Genomic DNA, 17,862 nt, shown 5'->3' on the forward strand with positions numbered 1-17,862 from the left:
ATTCGGCGGTTGAGCCGAGGCGGGAGGCGGTCAATGGGTGAGGAAGAGCACGCTCATGGTGCCCAGGTCTTGCTTCAAGTGGTTCCAGTCGCCTTCGCCCGCGGCGTCGGCCGCCGAGCCCAGCCCAAGGAAACGGGCAAGCGAGGAGTAGATGATGCGGAAGCAGGAATGGATGGCGCGGTCAGGGTCTGGATGACGGATTTCATCCTGGTGAGCGTTGATCTGTGCCATGAACGCGGCTGCCATCCTGGCGTGATATTCCTTGCCTGAACGGGCGATATCGGCGTGGCTGGCGCGGTTCATGAATGGCTTGAGGATCGCGGCATGCCGGGCCAGGTGTTCGGCCAGGGTGTCCACCAACAGTGGTAACCGTTCCGAGAGGTCAAGCTGGCGGGCGCCAAGCTCGCGCATCGAGGACTGCCACTCGAGATCCATCTTCTCGAGCGCATCTTCGAAGACTACTTGCAGCAAGTCGTCCTTGCCCTTGAAACGGCCGTAGATCGAGCCGATCGATACGCCAGCTGCCTTGCTGACCTCAATCAGCGTGAGGTCTGCGGTGAGGCTTTCGCACAGTAGTTGTCGCGCTGCGGTGAGCACTTTTTCCAGGGACTGGCGGCTTCGGTCTTGCTGGGGCGGGCGTACGTTTGGGGTAGTCATGGTGGCAAGCTTGGAGTTTTTTCCGATGGCCCGCAAGGAAAAACTTGACGGACATGAAAAGGCAATTAAGTATGACTCATAGAACCAGAATTATGGTTCTATTTGCAAGCGACTTTGCTCGCCACCCACAACAAGAAAGGCCCGCTCGCCGAGGCGGGTGCAGGAGGTCGACATGGAAATGCCAGCAAGAATGCCAACGCCGCAACCAGGAGGGCCGTCCGATCCTAATGCGCTTGGGTGTCTCCATCTTCAGTCTTCACGTCGTTGAGGGGCCGCGCTCATGCGATTGAAGGGGCTGGATCTGAATCTGCTGATGGTGCTGGATATCCTTCTGCAGGAGTGCAACGTCTCAAGGGCCGCGCAACGCCTGGGCCTGGGGCAGTCCACCGTCAGCTCGTCGCTGGCCAGGTTGCGCGAGCATTTCGCAGACGAACTGCTGGTCAAGGGCAATCACAGCATGCTGCCCACCGCGCTTAGTCAGGAGCTCAAGCCTTTGGTGAGGCAGTGGTTGCAGGATGTGGGCGGCCTGCTCGAACAATCAACGGCCTTCGTGCCCGCGCAGTGCGATGCTACGTTGCGCATTGCCTGCACCGACGATCTGGCCCAGCAACTGCTGCCACGGATCATCAGGGCTTTGGGCCGGCAAGCGCCTGCCATGCGCGTTCAACTGCTGGCCGCACCCCGGGGCAGCGCTGAAAACCTCGATGCCTGGATGGCGCGTCAGCAGATCGATTTCATGATCGCCAGCGACGCCTGCAGCCATAGTGAGGCACTTTTCGATGAGCAGTGGCAGTGTCTCGCCCGGACCGATCACCCCGCCTTGCAAGACGGCCTGAGCCTGGAAACGTTCAACCGCCTGCCGCACCTGCGGGTGGCGGGGCAGCACTTCGCGGGCGATGAAACCCGCGACATCTGTGCGTGGGTGCCGGGTTACCTGGCCCTTGATACCTACCTGGACGCAGGGCAGGCGATTGCCTGCGTGCCCGCGTCCCTGAGTCGTGCGTACAGGACGCAGAGACCGCTCCAGGTGTGGCCGCTGCCTTTCGACACCGCAAGGCTGGTGCAGCGGCTGTCCTGGCGGGCTGGCGCCATACAAGAGCCACTGCACGATTGGGTACGTCAGATGATCCGAGGCTGTGTGAACCTGCCGGACAAAGGAGCGCTGCCATGCGTTATCGGGCTCTAGACCTGAACCTGCTGGTCGTGCTGGACGCATTGCTTGAACACTGCAGTGTCAGTCGGGCAGCCGAGCAGCTGTACGTCAGCCAGCCCGCGATCAGCGCTGGCCTGGCCCGGTTGCGCCTGCATTTCGATGACCCCCTGCTGGAGCCGGACGGCCGACGGATGCGCCCGACCCCGCTGGCACTGGAAATGCGCGAGAAAGTGCGTCATGCCGTGCATCGAGCGGCCGAGATCGCGCGTCGCGACAAGGTATTCGATGCTGCGCATACCCGGCAATCGTTCAAGGTGATGTGCTCGGACCTCGACGCGGGTTTTCTCATTCCGCTGCTGTATCAACGCCTGGTGAAGCTTGCGCCTGGGGCTCGTCTGGAAGTGCTGTCGATTTCCCAGCTGGGCGAGAGCGCAGTCCAGGATGCTTTCCAGCGTCATGGCGCAGATGTGCTGATCCGCCCATTCGATGAGCACGACGAGGCCTACGCCAGCCAGATGCTGCTCGACGTGCCGCTGGCGACGCTGGTCTGCCAGCGCCCGGTCGAGCCGAGCTTTGTCGTCGATCCAGACGATGGCTGCGAGGTGATCGCTTCGGACCTTGGGCTGAAGTCGACCGAGGGTTGGCGCACCGACCACCTGCTGGCGCTGCCGACACTGCTCGGGGCGAGCAATCTGCGCGTGAGGCTGCCGGATTTCATCGCGCGCAGGTTCTGCCAACGCTACCCGAACCTGCGGATGCTCAACGCCTCACAACAGGCACCGCGTTGCCGGCAAGTGATGCAATGGCCCAGACACCGTGATCAGGAACCCGCGCACACGTGGCTGCGCGAGCAGTTGCTCACATGCGCAGCCCAGCTTGTGCAAGCGCCAGTGGGGGAAGGGCGCTCAGTGTCCCAGCTTCACCCATTGGCCACCCAGGGCGTGGCTGCGCAACATGGCCTCGATAGCGGCGAGACCGCGTAGTCCTGTGTCGAAATCAGGTAGCAGGGTAGCTGCGTAGGCGGCGGGACGCAGGGTTTGTCGTGCCAGCCAGAGCTCTGCGTAATCGCAATAAAGCTGGGCGAATGCCTCCAGGTATCCCTCCGGATGGCCCGCGGGTAGGCGCAACAGCGCATCCCGTTGTCGCGCATGTTCGCCCGCTGCGCGTTTGATGATGCGCGTCGCCTGGCCGGTTTCGGTGAACAGCAGCGCCTCGGGTTGTTGTTGATCGAAGGCCAATGCGCCCTTGCTACCGAACAGCCGGAGGCGTAGCCCATTCTCCTGTCCGGGCGCCACCTGGCAGGCCCAGAGGCCGCCCCGAGCGCCGTTGGTGAACCTCAACAGCGCTTGCACCTGGTCGTCCAGGCGACGTCCAGACACCAGCGATGCGAGGTCTGCGCAGACTTCGTTCAATACCAGGCCACTGACGAACTCCACCAGGTGCAAGGCGTGGCTGCCGATATCGCCCAGTGCCCCGGCCGGCCCAGCTTGGTCAGGGTCATCGCGCCAGGTTGCCTGCGGGCTCTGCGACAGATCCGTGAGCCATTCCTGGGCGTACTCGACCTGGACCACGCGTACCTCGCCGATGGCTCCGGCGGCTACCAATCGGCGCGCCTCACGCACCATGGGGTAGGCGCTGTAGGGATAGGTCACGGCAAAGATGCGATCGCTCGCACGTACGGTCGCGGCCAGTGCATGAGCTTGGGCGTACGTGCGGGCGAGGGGCTTCTCGCAGATCACATCGATACCATGGTCGATGAATGCCGACGCAATCGGTATGTGCAGGTGATTGGGCGTGACGATCACCACGGCATCGATGCCATCGTCACGCATCGCTTCGGCGCGCGCCATTACCTGCCAGTCGTGGTAGCTGCGCCCTGGATGAATGAACAATGCCCTGGCGCTGGAATCGGCTCGTGCGGGATCTCTGCTCAATGCGCCCGCGACCCACTCGAAGCGGTCGTCGAGGCGGGCTGCCATGCGGTGGACGGCACCGATGAACGCGCCGTCACCGCCGCCGACCATGCCAAGTCGCAGACGCCGTGTCTGTGCACTCATCGCTCGCCTCCTATGCCCAGCAGATGCGATTGCGCCGTTGCGTCGAGGGTGCTGCTTGCGAAGTCGTCGAAGGCGTAGCGCGCCACGGGAATAATGTGCTCTGCGATGAACCGCGCGCCTTCGCGGGCACCGTCCTCGGGATGCTTGAGGCAGCACTCCCATTCGAGGGTGGCCCAGCCTGGATAGTCGTAGGTTGCCAGGCGCGAGAAGATCGCCTTGAAGTCGATCTGTCCGTCGCCCAACGAGCGGAATCGGCCAGCGCGTGATATCCAGTCACCATAGCCGCCGTAGAGACCCTGGCGGCCATCGGGTCGGAACTCGGCATCCTTGACATGAAATGCCCCGATCCGTGCATGGTAGTGATCGATGAAGGCCAGGTAGTCGACCTGCTGCAGATGCAGGTGGCTGGGGTCGTACAGCAGTTTTGCCCGGGGATGCTGGTCGACCTCGGCCAGAAAGCGCTCGAAACTGACTCCGTCGTGCAGGTCTTCGCCGGGGTGCAGCTCGAAGCAGACATCCACGCCGTGCCGGTCGTAGGTGTCCAGCAGAGGACGCCAGCGATCGCCCAGTTCCTTGAAAGCTCGCTCGACCAGCCCTTTCGGACGTTGCGGCCAAGGATAGAGGTAGGGCCATGCCAGCGAACCGGAGAAGGTCGCGTGGGCCGTCAAGCCGAGGCGCGCAGAGGCCCGCGCAGCCAGCGCCACTTGTTCGCTGGCCCATTGCCGACGTGCGCCGGGGTTGCCGCGCACTTCACGGGGAGCGAACGCGTCGAAGAGCGTGTCGTAGGCAGGGTGCACGGCGATCAACTGACCTTGTAGGTGAGTGGAAAGCTCGCTGACAACGACCCCGTGTCGGTCCAACCGACCGCGGATCTCATCGGCATAGCCCTGGCTTTGCGCAAGCTGCTGCAGGTCGAACAGGCGTGGATCGCAGGGGAGTTGCAAGGCCTTGTAGCCAAGGCTCGCTGCCCACTCGGCCAGGTTGTCCAGGGTGTCGAAGGGGGCGGTATTGCCCACGAACTGCGCAACGAACAGCGAGGGGCCTTTAAGCGTGACCATGGGTGTGCTCCTGCAGGATGCGCTCGCAGGCGCGTACGGCGAGGGCGACGCTGGTCAGCGTCGGATTGCAGGCCGTCGGAGTGGGAATGACGCCGTTGCCTGCGACGAACAGGTTCCTGAAGCCCCATACCTGGCCGCGGTCGTCACAGACACTGGTGCCATCGTCCGCTTCGCCCATGCGCGTCGTGCCCTGGTAGTGGAGCGAGCTGCCTGGCGGCAACATCAAAGGTGCTTCACCCAGTGGCTGGCCGAGGGCTTTGCCTGCGCGCTGCAACAGGTCGCGCGCCTTGTCGACCTGTGCCAGGTCGCGTTCGGTCAAGCTGTACTCGAGGGTCATGGCGGGCATGCCGAGGAAGTCCTTCTCGGTCTCGCTGAAGCGCACACGGTCTTCGGCGCGGATGTCCTGCTTGCAGCAGAACCAGCCCATGGCGACGATGTGCTCGACGTTCGCCTGGGCTTCATCCGTCAGTGCAACCGGGCACGCTTCCATCTGCATGACCTGGCCATGAAACGGGTGATGCTGCCGGTCGAAGGGTACCCAGTACACGCCAACCGTCGCATCCTCTCCAGGGCGGGTGATACCGCATTCCTCGGCATCGAGTCGAACGGCATGCACGACCTGGGGCTGATCGTTGAGGTAGCGGCCGAGGGCCTGGGGGCGTATGCCCGAGGCCCAGAGCAGTTGCGGGGTGCGCAGTGCATCGGCGGCGACGATGACGGTCTTGGCGTCGACGCGGTAACGTGTGCCGCTGCTGCGGTCCAGCAGTTGGGCACCGATCACGCGGTCGTGCCTGACCAGCAACTGCAGGCAGGCGGTGTCATGGCGTAGTTCGAATCGCTCCGGCCTGCCTGCTTCGTCCGCCAGGGCACCGAGAATCGTATCGCTGCCACTCCATCGGCGTTGGTCGTGCTCGGCACTGCAGGCAAGCGGCATGCGCTGCACGGCGCGATCGCGCGAAGTGACCTCAGCGAAGGCATTGCTCAGGCGTTCACGCAGGCGTTGGCTGACAGGGGTATCTGGGTACGCGGCCGCCGTAACTTGCAGCAGCTCCCTGGCTGTCGCCAAGGCGGCTTGCATCTCGTCGGTGGGGATGAAGCCGATGGCTTCACCGTCGGCCGGCGGTGGGCACGCGCACGTCCAGTGCGCGCCCATGCCGCCAACATTGGTCGAGCAAGCGGCGGCAGGCAGTTCACCCCATCGTTCTCCGTTCGGCAGGTGAGTGCCGGGGCGCACGAGATGCTCGAGTCGATAGCGGCCCGACACGGCAGCGCCGGCGCGTTCAGGCATGCTGGGCACTGCGTAGCGGAAGGCGGTCGGCCCTTGCGCGGCGACCTGTGCTGCCACGCGGGCCTCTTCAGGCAGGTTGCGAACGTGCAGGCCGGCGCGCTCGGTCAATCGTGGGCCGGCATCCACCATCAGCACGTGCAAGTGGCCCTGGTCGACGAGCAGGCGAGCGCACGTCGCACCGACCGGCCCGCTGCCAACGATCAGCACATCTACATCGATCATCGCGTCACGCATTATTGGAATTCTCCGCGAGTGGCTAACAGCCCGGAAGTATGCGTTTCAAACGTTGCGGCGGGGCATGATAAATATCGATGTGGCAGTATCCGTCCAGCTGATGGGTAATGCCGAGGCATAATCAATGAAGATAGGAGGTGCTCGCCATAAACGATTTCTAAGTTAACGGCTGCTGTGGGTTACTTGTGGTGCAAGTCCACGCCTTGCGATGGTTTCCGTACAACTACAAGAACTTCGGGAGTCCTGACGTGCTTAAAAGTCACAAGGGCAGTTGCCTGCCGTCCATTTTAATGCTGCTGGTTTCATCGGTACTCACCCATTCGGCGTTTGCCGGGTCGACTGAAGAAACAAACGACACGGTCGGCCAAGCGTCCAAGGCACCGGCACCTTACAGTTGTGAATACTTTGACCAGTTTCTCTCGCGGGCGACCGCTGTCATCCGCCCTCAATCGAACTGTGAGTCGCTGCTTGGCGATGCCGGCGGCATTCGCTCCGAACTGGCCGACCGGGGTATCGGCGCACAGCTGACCTGGAACCCGATGGGGCTTTACGACCTGAAAGGTCAGAACCGCGACCCGCAAGAATACGGCGGGCAGAATTTCACCTACAGCCAGAGTGTCGCCCTGACCTTGACCTATGACCTTGAGCGCATCGGCTTCAGCAAGGATGCACAGCTGACATTCACGCCGCAGGTGCAGACATCCAACTACCAACAGGGCTACCCAAGGTTGCACAACGTCGCGATTCTCGCGGTCAACCAGCCGTTCAACGACGGCAAGCTGGAGCTGCAATACGGCTTCTACCCCCTGATTCGCCAGTTCTACGGCATGATTCTGGGCGGTAACTCGGCATCGGCGGCCCTTGGTCCGACCAGCGTGATACCGGTTCAGGTGGGCCTGAGCCTGAACGCACCGACGCCGTCATTCGATGTCACCTTCCGCGACGACAGCAAACGCTGGTACAACCATTCCTCCATCAGCCGAAGCATGACACCTGAAGGGTTCCTGGCCGATGTGCAAAAGAACCCCTATGGCTTGAAGTGGCACGTGGATGGCGCCAATCCCCTGTTCGTCAATGAGTTCGGCTACAAAGTCCAGCCCGGTCAGGGCAGCCATTCGCATTGGTTCCGAGCCGGGCTGATCTATAACACATCGCACTACACCTATTTGAAGACGCAGCAGCCGACCGACAGTAACTACGGTGCGTATGTTGCCAATACGATCCAGTTGACCACCCCCAGCCCGGGTACTGCGCAAGGGTTGTACCTGGATACCAAGGCAAGCTGGGCGCCAAAGGACCGCAACGCTTACAACGGCGATGTCCAGTTCACGTTATTTGACATCGGCCTGTTTCCGGGGCGGCCTCGTGATATGACATCCATTGGCTTTACCCGCTCATTTATCAGTAAGGACTTTCGCGACGTAATGGGCGAACGAGGTTTGGCGCCCGCCGATACTATTACCGCCGTCTCACTTTCCCACGCCTTCCGGGTCACCAAGGGTATCTATTGGATCAACGGGTTTACGTATCAGGATAATCCAACGTTAGTGCCCAAGCGCGGGGATGCCTTCTTGTGGCAGACCAGCATGTATTGGAACTTCTAGGTGGGGACTTTATAGGGTAGAGCACGTGCTTAGTTGGTGAATGTGAAAAGTGCCTGCATGTTTCAAGGGCGTGTGTGGCCGTGTAATCTGTACGGGGCATCAACCCGGCCCGCTAACAACAAGGTACAGACGGTTGAAACTTCACCAACTCAAGGCGCTGGTCGCCATCCATAACGCAGGCAGCATCCTTGAAGCCTCCAAGCTCATGCACATCACGCAGCCCGCATTGAGCCGTTCGATCAAGGAGCTGGAACGGGAGGTTGGCTTTACCCTGTTGCAGCGCTCGCACAAAGGCATGGCGCTCACCGAGGAAGGCAAGCGCGTCATTCGCCATGCCAACCTCGTGGTGGAGAGTATCCGGCGCCTGCAGATCGAAGCTGCGAGCATTCAGGATGCCGCGCTGGGCGCGGTATCCATCGGGGTCACTTCGCTGACTGCGATGCTCGACGGTGTCGATGAGAGCATCCTGGCCTTTCGGCGTAAGTACCCGAGGGTGAAGATCACCATCACCGACTTGCGGCCGTCCCAGATCCTGCAGCGGTTGCGCGATGGCAGCCTCGATTTCGCCATTACCTCCCAGCAGCCGCTGAGCCGTATGAGTCTGGATTGGGAGGCACTGGGCAGTATCAAGGGCAGGGTGATCTGCCATGCGTCGAATCAGCAGAAGTTCGCCAAGTCGCTGCGCACCTTGCAGTATGCCAACTGGATCAGCCTGGATGAACTGTCGGACCAGGCGTCGCAGTTTCATCAGTTGTTCGAAAGCAATGGCCTTCGGGTGCCGCAGAACACCGTCGAATGCACCTCCGTGATGATGGCGCTCAAGCTGCTTCAGAACACCGAATCGTTGATGACGATCAGTGAGCTGGCCGTGGACCAGGGGTTCACCTTTGGCGTCGAGTGCGACTACGTGGCCATGCCGGTGCAGGAGCTGATTCCGGACTACCCCATCAATTTGGTCTGCATCGACCGCCATAGCCTTACGGCACCTGCCCAGGAGCTGTTCCACAGCTTGCGCGGGCAGGTGCTCAGGCAAACTCGCCCGGTACCCTCAGAAGTGGTAGTACATTCCTAGCGCGACATTGCTTGGATCATCGCCAACCTGGTCCACCGGTGTGCCGGCGTAGGTGACCGACGAAGCTCGCTGGTTGACGATCCTGCCGAGTCGCCCATAGATGGCCCAACGCGGGGTGATGAAATGGTCATAGCCGATCATCACCCCGGTTGCGTCCTTGTCGCCGGCGCTGACTTGGCGTTGCATCACGGCCAGACGCAGGACGTCCCGATTGCCGACCGGTGCCAGCACGCCGAAGGTGTACAGCGTGGTGCTGGGCGTACCGGACTGGTCCACCTCCTGGCGTTGCCAGGTCATGCTGGTGGACAACGGGCCGAAGTCATAGAACGCTGACAGGCTCTTGTAGTGGTTGGCCGTCTGCCGGGAGACGCCACCGTCGTCATACGGATCGCTGTAGTACAGGTTGTAGGAGGCCAGCAGCATGACCTGGCTGTTGCGGTACTGCAACTTGGCACCGCCGCCACGGACGGTGCGCCCCGCGCTGGCGGCATCATCGAAGCCGAAGCTCAGTGCGGTGCCGATGCTGAAACCGTCCAGGTTCGGGCTGGTATAGGCCAGGGTGTGCTTGGGGCGCAGGTCCAGGTAATAGGCGCCCTTGCCAGCGGCAGGCAGGGCCAGGTAGGTGTAAGGCGAGCCGTAGGTGGCCAGGAACGGGTCGGCGTAGGTGGGCGTGCTCATGCTGTAGGTCTTGCCGAACTCGAGCTTGCCCAGGGTTCGCGAGCGCAGGGCGATCGTTGCCAGGCGCAGACTTCCAATGCTGTCCCAGGTTGCGTCCAGGGCTTTGCCGTTGATGTTGAAGCCCTCTTCGACGTCGAGCTCCAGCACCGTATCGGGGCTGAGCCCCTTGCGGGCATACAACCCGAGCTTGTTGGTCCATGCGCCGCCCCCGGCCAGCCGGTAGCCCGAATGGTGCTGCGAATCGTGATAGCTGGCGAATGCATCCACGGTGCCATAGACCTTGAGTTGGTCATCGAAACCGTAATCCACGCCGTAGTAACCAAAACCTGGCGCAAGGCGATCGAGCGCCGGAAAGCCTTCGGCTTGCGCCTGAACGGCCAGGCAAGCCCCTTGGATCATCAACAGCAACGACGTCATGCGAGTGTTCATTCACGACTCCAAGCCAGCACAGTGATGTGTGCCCGTAGCGTCGGTGAACGGAACGTTTCAGCGTGATTGCTTATTCGGCCATGTCATGCCGTTTGGTTAATAGCAGCTTCACGCGGCGTTGTGTTTCGCGGGAGCGCCGTTTCTACAGAGGCTGCCAAGCCGCCGAGAAGCGGCCCTTCAGGCGCGGTTCGGTGGGCATAATTGGGGCGGTGTGGCGAGGCAGGGCAAACTGTGCGCTAGCTCAGGGCAAATTGGCCAACCACCGATGAGGCCAATTAACCAGAGGTTAGCTTCATGCCGAAACTGCAAGTGTGTTGAGTGCCCGATTGGCAGATATTCGTTGCACGCCGCGATTTGCCATCGGAGACAACAATGACCAGAACGCCCCCCGCGCCGTCAGTCGTGCAGACAGGCCCGCATTCAGCCGCGAAAGCATCCTCCTCCCGCAAAACCTTGATCGCGTGCTCGTTGGGCAACGCGCTGGAGATGTACGACTTTACGATCTACAGCTTTTTCGCTGTGCTGATCGGCAAGCACTTTTTCCCCTCCGACTCGGCGATGGCTTCATTGCTCATGTCGCTGGCCACCTTTGGCGTCGGTTTCCTGATGCGACCGGTCGGGGCGATGGTCATCGGTCGCTACGCCGATCGGCATGGACGCAAGGCAGCATTGAGCCTGACCCTCGGGCTGATGACCCTGGGCACCGGGCTGATCGCCTTCGCGCCGACGTATTCGCAGATAGGTATTTTCGCGACCTTGCTGCTGGTGGCGGGCCGGCTCATCCAGGGCATGTCGGCGGGCGGGGAAGTCGGCACCGCGTCGGTGTTCCTGATGGAATCCAGTGCAGTGAGCAACCGTTGCCGCAATGTCAGCTGGCAGGCCGCCAGCCAGGGTTACGCCGCATTGGTGGGAGCAGGCTTTGGCGTTGCCCTCAACCAGTTGCTCGACCCCGCTGCCCTTGAAAGCTGGGGGTGGCGAATACCGTTCATCTTCGGGCTGCTGATCGGTCCGGTCGGCTGGTACATTCGCACGCGTTTGCCCGAAACCCACGACACAGGGCCTGCGCAGAAGGCCGAGCGGGGGCTCGACGCCGAGCTGCTCAAGCGTATCGGCCTAGGCATCGGCCTGATGGCCAGTTCGACCATAGGCATGTACCTGTTCGTGTTCTACATGCCCACCTACCTGACCACGGCGTTGCATTACCCGCCGGGCAGCGCCATGGCCATTGCCTGTATCAGCAGCGGTTGCATGGCAATCATCTGCCCGTTGGCTGGCCGATTCGCGGACAAGTATCAACTCAGGAAGCGCCTGCTGGCGTGGACGGTTGCGACGCCGGTGGTGCTGATACTGCCGGTGTTCCACCTGCTTGGCGAAGTGCGACACACAGGCCTGGCCATGATGTGCGTAGCCATCCTGATCCTGCCGACCTGCATCGGTGCCGGTGCGTTCTTCGCATTGATCATGGAAGGTTTTCCCAAAGCTCGGCGCTCCTTCGGCACCTCAGTCAGCTATAGCCTGGGGGTGACGATCTTCGGTGGTTTTTCGCCGCTGGTGGCTACCTGGTTGATTGGCGTGATGGGCACCGCGCTGGCGCCAGCCTATTTCCTATTGGCTGGGGGCGTCGTCAGCCTGGCCTGCCTCAAACATTTCCCTGAAAACAAAGGATGCGCGTGACATGGGTACTTTCCAGAGCAAGCAACCTCGGCCCTCGTCTGCAGAGCTGGATGAGTTCGTCATGCTTCGTCGGCAGATCCATGCTGCGCCGGAACTGGGCGGCGACACCCCCAATACCGCCGCATTGGTGGCCGACAGGCTGCAGGCCTGGGGCTATGAGGTGCATCGCAATGTCGGTGGGCATGGTGTGGTCGGCGTATTGAAAGCAGGGGACAGCCCACGCAGCATTGGCTTGCGGGCCGACATGGACGCATTGCCCATGAGCGAAAAGAATCGCTTCGAGCATGCCAGCAAGATTCCCGGGCGCATGCATGCCTGTGGCCATGACGGGCATACCGCGATCCTGCTGGCCGCCGCTGCGCAACTGGCCGAGACGCGTGACTTCGATGGCACGGTGAATGTGATCTTCCAGCCTGACGAGGAAGGTCTGGGCGGGGCCAAGGCGATGATCGACGACGGCCTGTTCGAGCGCTTCCCATGCGACTCGGTGTACGCATTACACAATATGCCTGGCCTGCCAGTGGGTACCTGCGTGGTGCAGGCCGGGCCTACCATGGCGTCCTCTGAGCGGGTGAGCATTCGCATTACCGGCAAAGGCGGGCACGGTGCGATGCCGGAGCTGTCGGTGGACCCGGTGATGGCGTTGAACAGCCTGATCAGCGGCATCCAGACCATCAAGTCGCGCAACCTGAGCGTGGATGAATATGCGGTCATCAGCATCGGCATGATCCAAGCCGGCACCGTCTACAACATCATCCCTGACGAGGCCTGCATGCTGTTGAGCGTGCGCACCGACACGGCCCAGACCCAACACAAGATCAACCGCCGCATCGACGCTCTGGTCAAGGGGCATGCCGAGAGTTTCGGCGTGGCGATCGATGTGCAATTCACCCAACTGGCGCCCGCACTGTGCAACAGCGACCACGAAAGCACGTTGCTCCGTGAAAGCCTGAGGCCTTTGTTCGCCGACGGCTCAGTGCTGGACAAAATGCCCAGCAAGGTCATGGGCACCGAAGACTTCGCCTACATGCTGGAGGCGCGGCCAGGCTGTTACTTCATGTTGGGCAATGGTACGGGCGAGTTCCATGGATGCTCGGTGCACAATCCTCATTACGACTTCAACGATGCGCTGGTGAAGATTGGCGCCGATTGTTGGGTAAAGTGGGTCCAGGACTACTTGCGCTGATGGTGGATGGGCGCGGTTTAACTGCCAACGCTGTCACGCGCGGTTCCCACGGACACTGCTGGTACGCCTGAGGCGCGGGTGGTCTTTTGGCTTTAGCAGACGATACTTCTCTGTACAGGCGGGCGCATAGCCGGTGGCGCACCGCGGGAGGTGTCAGGTGAACAAGCTATCAATCGTGGGTGCTGGGATGGTGGGTGAGGCGGCGGCTCAGGCCATCGCCCGGGAAGAGTTGTGCAGCGAGTTGGTGTTGATCGATGTGCAGGGTGATCTGGCACGGGGCAAGGCACTGGATGTGTGGCAGGCGGCGGTCGAGTCAGGGTCTGATACCCGGGTTTACGGCGGGGCCGATGCCCAATGCCTGCAGGGCTCCGACCTGGTGGTGATAACGGCCGGTGTGCCGCGCAAGCCCGGCCAGTCGCGTCAGGATGTGTTGAGCGTCAACCTGCCGATTCTCGATGGCATCATGCGGGATATCCAGCAGCATGCGCCAGCCGCCACGGTACTGGTGGTGTCCAATCCGGTCGACGTACTGACCTATCGGGCCTGGTCCCTCAGCGGGCTGGGGCGCAACAAGGTATTTGGGCAGGCAGGGGTGCTCGATACCGCACGCATGAAGTGTTTCATCGCCGAGGAAACCGGCTTTTCAGCGCGGGATATCACCGCGCTGGTGCTGGGCGGGCATGGCGATAGCATGGTGCCGTTGATGCGCTATTGCGCGGTCGGTTCGGTGCCGTTGTCCCACTTCCTGTCGGACGAGCAGATAGCGCGGATCGTGCAGCGCACACGGCAGGGCGGTGGCGAGATCCTCGGCTTGAAAAAATCGGGCAGCGCCTGCGATGCGCCGGGCGTGGCCATTGCGCGGATGGTGGACGCCATCGCTTACGGACGGCGCAGTATCGTGCCGACGGTCGCGATGCTTGAGGGCGAGTACGGGCGCACGGGTATCGCCATGGGCGTCCCATGCGTACTGGCAGCGGACGGGATTTCGCAGGTGATCGAGTTGCCTCTGGATACCCGGGAACAGGCGATGTTCGACCACTCCGCCGACCAGGTAGCGCGTGATATCGCTGAGATGAACGCACTGGTGAGCGGGACGGCATGAGGGTGCAATGGCCCTGGGATTAAACCTTCGCGTCAGCGCGCAGTCAGTTGCAGTAACAAGCCTCGTTTGGTGATGGCTGGAGGGGTAGCTGATGAAACTCGTCTGCTTGCTGCGTGGTTGCCAGTGGCGCACGGTGATGACCCGTGAAGTCGCGGGTCTCGAATGCCAGTGTTGCGAGCGCTGCGGCGCCCTGCGCTACAGCAGCGCTGGCGATCCGTTCAACCCATAGGAGGTCAGCATGGCGCGGGCCATCTGGAAAGGCGCGATCAGTTTCGGCTTGGTGCACATCCCAGTTTCGCTCAATACGGCGGTGCGTACCGAGCGGGTCGATTTCGACTGGCTCGACAAGCGCAGCATGGAGCCGGTGGGCTACAAACGGGTGAACAAGGTCACTGGCAAGGACATCGACAAGGAAAACATCGTCAAGGGCGTGGAGTATGAGAAAGGTCGCTATGTGGTGATCAGCGAGGAAGAGATTCGCGCCGCGCGGCCTGAGGCGACCCAAACCATCGACATCTTCTCCTTCGTCGACGCCGGCGACATCCCGCTGCAGCACTTTGACACCCCTTACTATCTGAGCCCCGACCGCCGTGGTGGCAAGGTCTACGCACTGTTGCGCGAAACCCTGGAAAGCACCGGCAAGGTGGCGTTGGCGACGGTGGTGCTGCACACCCGTCAGCACCTTGCGTTGCTGCGGCCGCTGGACGATGCCCTGGTGATGATCACCCTGCGCTGGCCCGAGGAGGTGCGCAGCATTGAAACCCTGGAGTTGGACAAGAGCGTGACCGAAGCCAAGGTCGACAAGCGCGAACTGGACATGGCCAAGCGGCTGGTCGAGGACATGAGCGGGCCGTGGTCCCCGGATGAGTACCACGATGCGTTTCGCCAGACCATTCTTGACCTGGTGGAGGAAAAGGCCAGCAAAGGCAAGATCGAGACGGTGGAGAAGGGCGAAGGTACCCGTACGGAGAAAGGCGCCGACATCATCGACCTCACCGAACTGCTCAAGCGCAGCCTGGGCGGCGGCAAGACCGTCAAGGGCAAGAAATCGACGACCAAACGCTCGCGCAAGGCGTCATGAGGGCGACGGGTCGCCCCCATGCTGTGCAATCAGGCTGTAGCGTGACTCAGGCCGCGCCGCGGGCGGCTTCCCGGCTGCCTTGTGCTGGCAGTGGCTCGTGCAGCGAGATCCGCGATGTCTCCGGTAGCGCCAGGCCGCCCAGCAATGCCACCAGGGCAATCACCACCAGGTAGAATGCTGGCGCAAGGCTGCTGCCGGTCTGGCCGATCAGCCAGGTCGCCACCAAGGGCGCCGTGCCGCCGAACAGCGTGTAGGCCACGTTGTAGGTGATCGCCGATGCGGTGTATCGGGTGCGGGTCGGGAAGGTTTCCGACAGCAGCGCCGCGGTCACCACCCCGCTTAGCAGCGCCCCGACCGCCAGCAGGATCACCCCCAGCAGTGCCCCGGACATCGACCCGGAACTGGCCAGCCAGTAAGCAGGGAACACGCAGGCCATTACCCACAGGCAGGTGAAGCCAATGGTCTTGCGCCGTCCGACCCGGTCCGAGAATGCGCCAGCCAGCGGGCAGCCAATGGCGGCGAACAGCAGCGCCACGGTAGTCACCAGCAGCGACTGGGCGCGGGTCAGGTGGCCAACCAGTTGCAGGTAGGTGGCGAAGTAAGTGGTGAACATGTAGAACGACAGCGCCGTCAGCGAGATGAAAGCTCCCAGGTTGCGGATCGCCCGGCCATGGGTGCGCAGGGTCTCCTTGAGCGGCGAGTGCTCGTGTGCCTTGCCCTCGGCCATGGCTTCGCGGAAGGCCGGGGTTTCTTCCATGCGCCAGCGCAGGTAGAGGCCGACCAGCCCCAGCGGCGCGGCGACCAGGAACGGAATGCGCCATCCCCAGGTGTTCATCGCTTCGCTGGTGAGGCTGGCTTCCAGCCCGTACGCGATCACTGCGGCGCAGGCGAAGGCCGAGAAGGTCGAAACCGGAACGAAACTGCCGTAGAAGGCCCGGCGGTTTCTGGGCGCGTGCTCCATCAGGTAGGCACACGCACCGGCATACTCGCCGCCGGCAGAGAAGCCCTGCAGGCAGCGTGCCAGGGTCAGCAGTGCGGGGGCGGCCAGGCCAATGCTGGCATAGGTCGGCAACAGGCCGATCAGGGTGGTGGAGCCGGCCATGAGCAAGATGGTCATCGACAGGACGCGCTTGCGCCCAAGCCGATCGCCCAAGGCGCCGAACACAATTCCGCCCAGGGGGCGCAAGGCAAAGGCCACGGCGAATACCGCGAACGTCTTGAGCAGCGCCACGCTGGCATCTTCGCTGGCGAAGAACTGGCTGGCGATCAGGGTGGCGAGAAAACCGTAGACGGCAAAATCGAACCACTCGACGAAATTGCCGATGGCCGAAGCGGCGATGACGCGGCGTAGCGTGGCGGGGGATACCTCATGAGGTGCGGACATGCGTGTGCTCTCCGGTGGTCATAGGCAGCCTGGATGAATGTAGAGCGGTCGGGCCGCTTTATCGTTGTGGTACAGGCAGTAGACAGGCCAGCGCGGGTGAGTGCTGCTTCGAGGGCGACATCGGGATATCTGTTTTGACCGTTTGTCGTGCGATACGGCCCCGTAGGAGCCGGCTTGCCGGCGATGCGACCCATGCGGTGCATGCACCGGCCGAGCGGTGATGGTCGGCAAGCCGGTTTCCACAACGACCGTCCAGTCGCAATCGCTTAGACGGTGAATACGACGCCAGTACGCGATGCGGCATTGCGAATATGCTCCTGCATGGCCCGTTGCGCTCCAACTTGCGAACGCCGTGCCAGCGCGCGGAGGATCTTGCGGTGCTCCTGCCAGGTTTCCATGGCGCGCTCGGGGCGAATGAACGGAAGCTTCTGGCTTTCCAGGAAGATCTCCTGGCTGGCGGTGATCACCTGCAGCATCGCCTGGTTGCCGCAGGCTTGCAGTAACTGCTGGTGGAAGGCGAAGTCCAGGCGCGCGGCCGCTTCGAAGCGACCGGCCCGCAATTCCACACGCATGGCCTCGACATTGGCCTCCAGGCGGTCGATGTCGTCAGCGGTCAGCCTCAAGGCAGCTTGCCCGGCGGCAAAACCTTCCAGCGTGTAGCGCAATTGGAAGGTGTCGGCGGCCGACACCTGCTCGGCGTAGGGCCAGGCGAACGCCGGCGGCGTCTGGGCCAGCGGCGCCTGGACGAACACACCCTTGCCCGGCTGGACGCTCACCAGTCCCAGCGCACTGAGCGAGGAGAGGGCTTCGCGCAACGAAGCCCGGCTGACGCCCAATTGTTCCGCCAGGTCGCGCTGCGAGGGCAGGGCATCGCCGGGCAGGTAACCGCCGTCGTCGATCAGTTTACGAATCGCCTGCAGGGCGATTTCAGGGACTGCGCGGGGGAGGGTGTCGAGCATGCTGTTCAGACCGGTCGGAGGCGATATCCGCTCCTTTTACGGGCATTGGCGGCGCCTTGCAAGTCTTGCCCCGGTGTGGCGCAGAATCGGTTCACCCTGCACGAATGCGGGGCGCGGCGCACCGCTGTGGGTGAAGCGTTCGAAGTAACTGTTCAGACCAGTAAGACCTTGCAGGCGCGGGCCTTGCGCAGGGTTCGTCGTGTGTTTTCAGGGATCTGGCATGGCCCATGCAATGGCCTTGCAGAC

At 62.4% G+C, this 17,862-nt stretch carries 16 protein-coding genes; 9 read left to right on the forward strand and 7 right to left on the reverse strand.

Translation table 11 applies throughout. From position 1 onward, the window contains the following. Window positions 1–30: 30 nt before the first annotated feature. Window positions 31–657: a TetR/AcrR family transcriptional regulator gene (locus tag H620_RS0108440; protein WP_023380166.1), complete on the reverse strand. Its 627-nt coding sequence runs from the start codon at window positions 655–657 to the stop codon at window positions 31–33. 280 nt (window positions 658–937) lie between these two features. Here H620_RS0108440 and H620_RS25650 point away from each other — a divergent pair, with 280 nt between their 5' ends. Together H620_RS25650 and H620_RS25655 are read left to right on the forward strand one after the other, a co-directional pair. Beyond that, entirely contained in the window at window positions 938–1,843 is a 906-nt protein-coding gene (locus H620_RS25650; protein ID WP_023380167.1) for a LysR family transcriptional regulator, read from the forward strand. Beyond that, window positions 1,825–2,793, forward strand: a complete 969-nt coding sequence (locus tag H620_RS25655) for a LysR family transcriptional regulator (RefSeq protein ID WP_023380168.1) — start codon at window positions 1,825–1,827, stop codon at window positions 2,791–2,793. Before H620_RS25650 ends, H620_RS25655 begins: the two co-directional genes overlap by 19 nt. Here H620_RS25655 and H620_RS0108455 read toward each other — a convergent pair. The 3 genes from H620_RS0108455 to H620_RS0108465 are packed head-to-tail and all read right to left on the reverse strand — an operon-like array spanning window position 2,716 to window position 6,447. Further along, window positions 2,716–3,867, reverse strand: a complete 1,152-nt coding sequence (locus tag H620_RS0108455; RefSeq protein WP_027907171.1) for a Gfo/Idh/MocA family protein — start codon at window positions 3,865–3,867, stop codon at window positions 2,716–2,718. The genes H620_RS25655 and H620_RS0108455 overlap by 78 nt on opposite strands. Next, window positions 3,864–4,925, reverse strand: a complete 1,062-nt coding sequence (locus H620_RS0108460; RefSeq protein WP_027907172.1) for a sugar phosphate isomerase/epimerase family protein — start codon at window positions 4,923–4,925, stop codon at window positions 3,864–3,866. The genes H620_RS0108455 and H620_RS0108460 overlap by 4 nt, the downstream gene beginning before the upstream one ends. Then, window positions 4,912–6,447: a GMC oxidoreductase gene (locus H620_RS0108465; protein ID WP_049818746.1), complete on the reverse strand. Its 1,536-nt coding sequence runs from the start codon at window positions 6,445–6,447 to the stop codon at window positions 4,912–4,914. The genes H620_RS0108460 and H620_RS0108465 overlap by 14 nt, the downstream gene beginning before the upstream one ends. Window positions 6,448–6,695: 248 nt before the next feature. On the opposite strand from H620_RS0108465, the gene H620_RS25660 reads away from it, so the two are divergent. Beyond that, window positions 6,696–8,051, forward strand: coding sequence for a carbohydrate porin (locus H620_RS25660; protein ID WP_202676079.1), 1,356 nt, complete (start codon window positions 6,696–6,698; stop codon window positions 8,049–8,051). A 133-nt stretch (window positions 8,052–8,184) separates the two neighbouring features. Then, a complete protein-coding gene (locus H620_RS0108475) occupies window positions 8,185–9,123 on the forward strand; it encodes a LysR family transcriptional regulator (RefSeq protein WP_027907174.1) in 939 nt (312 codons plus the stop codon). On the opposite strand, the gene H620_RS0108480 is transcribed toward H620_RS0108475, so the two are convergent. Then, on the reverse strand, window positions 9,100–10,230 hold the full coding sequence (locus H620_RS0108480; protein WP_027907175.1) for a porin: 1,131 nt from the start codon (window positions 10,228–10,230) through the stop codon (window positions 9,100–9,102). The genes H620_RS0108475 and H620_RS0108480 overlap by 24 nt on opposite strands. A gap of 372 nt (window positions 10,231–10,602) precedes the next feature. On the opposite strand from H620_RS0108480, the gene H620_RS0108485 reads away from it, so the two are divergent. The 5 genes from H620_RS0108485 to ku all read left to right on the forward strand — a co-directional run bounded on the left by H620_RS0108485 (window position 10,603) and on the right by ku (window position 15,273). Beyond that, window positions 10,603–11,904 (forward strand): MFS transporter, encoded by a 1,302-nt coding sequence (locus H620_RS0108485; RefSeq protein ID WP_027907176.1) that lies wholly within the window; start codon window positions 10,603–10,605, stop codon window positions 11,902–11,904. Window position 11,905: 1 nt separating this feature from the next. Continuing rightward, window positions 11,906–13,090, forward strand: coding sequence for a M20 aminoacylase family protein (locus H620_RS0108490; protein ID WP_023380176.1), 1,185 nt, complete (start codon window positions 11,906–11,908; stop codon window positions 13,088–13,090). A gap of 157 nt (window positions 13,091–13,247) precedes the next feature. Then, on the forward strand, window positions 13,248–14,192 hold the full coding sequence (locus tag H620_RS0108495; RefSeq protein ID WP_023380177.1) for a malate dehydrogenase: 945 nt from the start codon (window positions 13,248–13,250) through the stop codon (window positions 14,190–14,192). Between the two features lie 91 nt (window positions 14,193–14,283). Beyond that, on the forward strand, window positions 14,284–14,421 hold the full coding sequence (locus H620_RS27170; RefSeq protein ID WP_167332796.1) for a PSPA7_2676 family Cys-rich small protein: 138 nt from the start codon (window positions 14,284–14,286) through the stop codon (window positions 14,419–14,421). 9 nt (window positions 14,422–14,430) lie between these two features. Then, on the forward strand, window positions 14,431–15,273 hold the full coding sequence (gene ku / locus H620_RS0108505) for a non-homologous end joining protein Ku (protein WP_023380178.1): 843 nt from the start codon (window positions 14,431–14,433) through the stop codon (window positions 15,271–15,273). A gap of 46 nt (window positions 15,274–15,319) precedes the next feature. On the opposite strand, the gene H620_RS0108510 is transcribed toward ku, so the two are convergent. Further along, window positions 15,320–16,657 (reverse strand): MFS transporter, encoded by a 1,338-nt coding sequence (locus H620_RS0108510; RefSeq protein ID WP_027907177.1) that lies wholly within the window; start codon window positions 16,655–16,657, stop codon window positions 15,320–15,322. A gap of 266 nt (window positions 16,658–16,923) precedes the next feature. Beyond that, complete coding sequence (locus H620_RS0108515; RefSeq protein ID WP_023380180.1) at window positions 16,924–17,616, reverse strand: FadR/GntR family transcriptional regulator; 693 nt, start codon at window positions 17,614–17,616, stop codon at window positions 16,924–16,926. Window positions 17,617–17,862: the final 246 nt, after the last annotated feature.

The sequence above is a fragment of the Pseudomonas taiwanensis DSM 21245 genome, assembly GCF_000425785.1.
Lineage (GTDB): Bacteria > Pseudomonadota > Gammaproteobacteria > Pseudomonadales > Pseudomonadaceae > Aquipseudomonas > Aquipseudomonas taiwanensis.

Bases quoted from the DNA above. Each gene is read 5' to 3' on its own strand.
- H620_RS0108480 (WP_027907175.1), bottom strand. From the start codon at position 10,230: ATGAACACTCGCATGACGTCGTTGCTGTTGATGATCCAAGGGGCTTGC.
- H620_RS0108490 (WP_023380176.1), top strand. From the start codon at position 11,906: ATGGGTACTTTCCAGAGCAAGCAACCTCGGCCCTCGTCTGCAGAGCTG.
- ku (WP_023380178.1), top strand. From the start codon at position 14,431: ATGGCGCGGGCCATCTGGAAAGGCGCGATCAGTTTCGGCTTGGTGCAC.
- H620_RS25655 (WP_023380168.1), top strand. From the start codon at position 1,825: ATGCGTTATCGGGCTCTAGACCTGAACCTGCTGGTCGTGCTGGACGCA.
- H620_RS0108460 (WP_027907172.1), bottom strand. From the start codon at position 4,925: ATGGTCACGCTTAAAGGCCCCTCGCTGTTCGTTGCGCAGTTCGTGGGC.
- H620_RS0108510 (WP_027907177.1), bottom strand. From the start codon at position 16,657: ATGTCCGCACCTCATGAGGTATCCCCCGCCACGCTACGCCGCGTCATC.
- H620_RS0108515 (WP_023380180.1), bottom strand. From the start codon at position 17,616: ATGCTCGACACCCTCCCCCGCGCAGTCCCTGAAATCGCCCTGCAGGCG.
- H620_RS0108465 (WP_049818746.1), bottom strand. From the start codon at position 6,447: ATGCGTGACGCGATGATCGATGTAGATGTGCTGATCGTTGGCAGCGGG.
- H620_RS0108485 (WP_027907176.1), top strand. From the start codon at position 10,603: ATGACCAGAACGCCCCCCGCGCCGTCAGTCGTGCAGACAGGCCCGCAT.
- H620_RS25650 (WP_023380167.1), top strand. From the start codon at position 938: ATGCGATTGAAGGGGCTGGATCTGAATCTGCTGATGGTGCTGGATATC.
- H620_RS0108440 (WP_023380166.1), bottom strand. From the start codon at position 657: ATGACTACCCCAAACGTACGCCCGCCCCAGCAAGACCGAAGCCGCCAG.
- H620_RS27170 (WP_167332796.1), top strand. From the start codon at position 14,284: ATGAAACTCGTCTGCTTGCTGCGTGGTTGCCAGTGGCGCACGGTGATG.
- H620_RS0108455 (WP_027907171.1), bottom strand. From the start codon at position 3,867: ATGAGTGCACAGACACGGCGTCTGCGACTTGGCATGGTCGGCGGCGGT.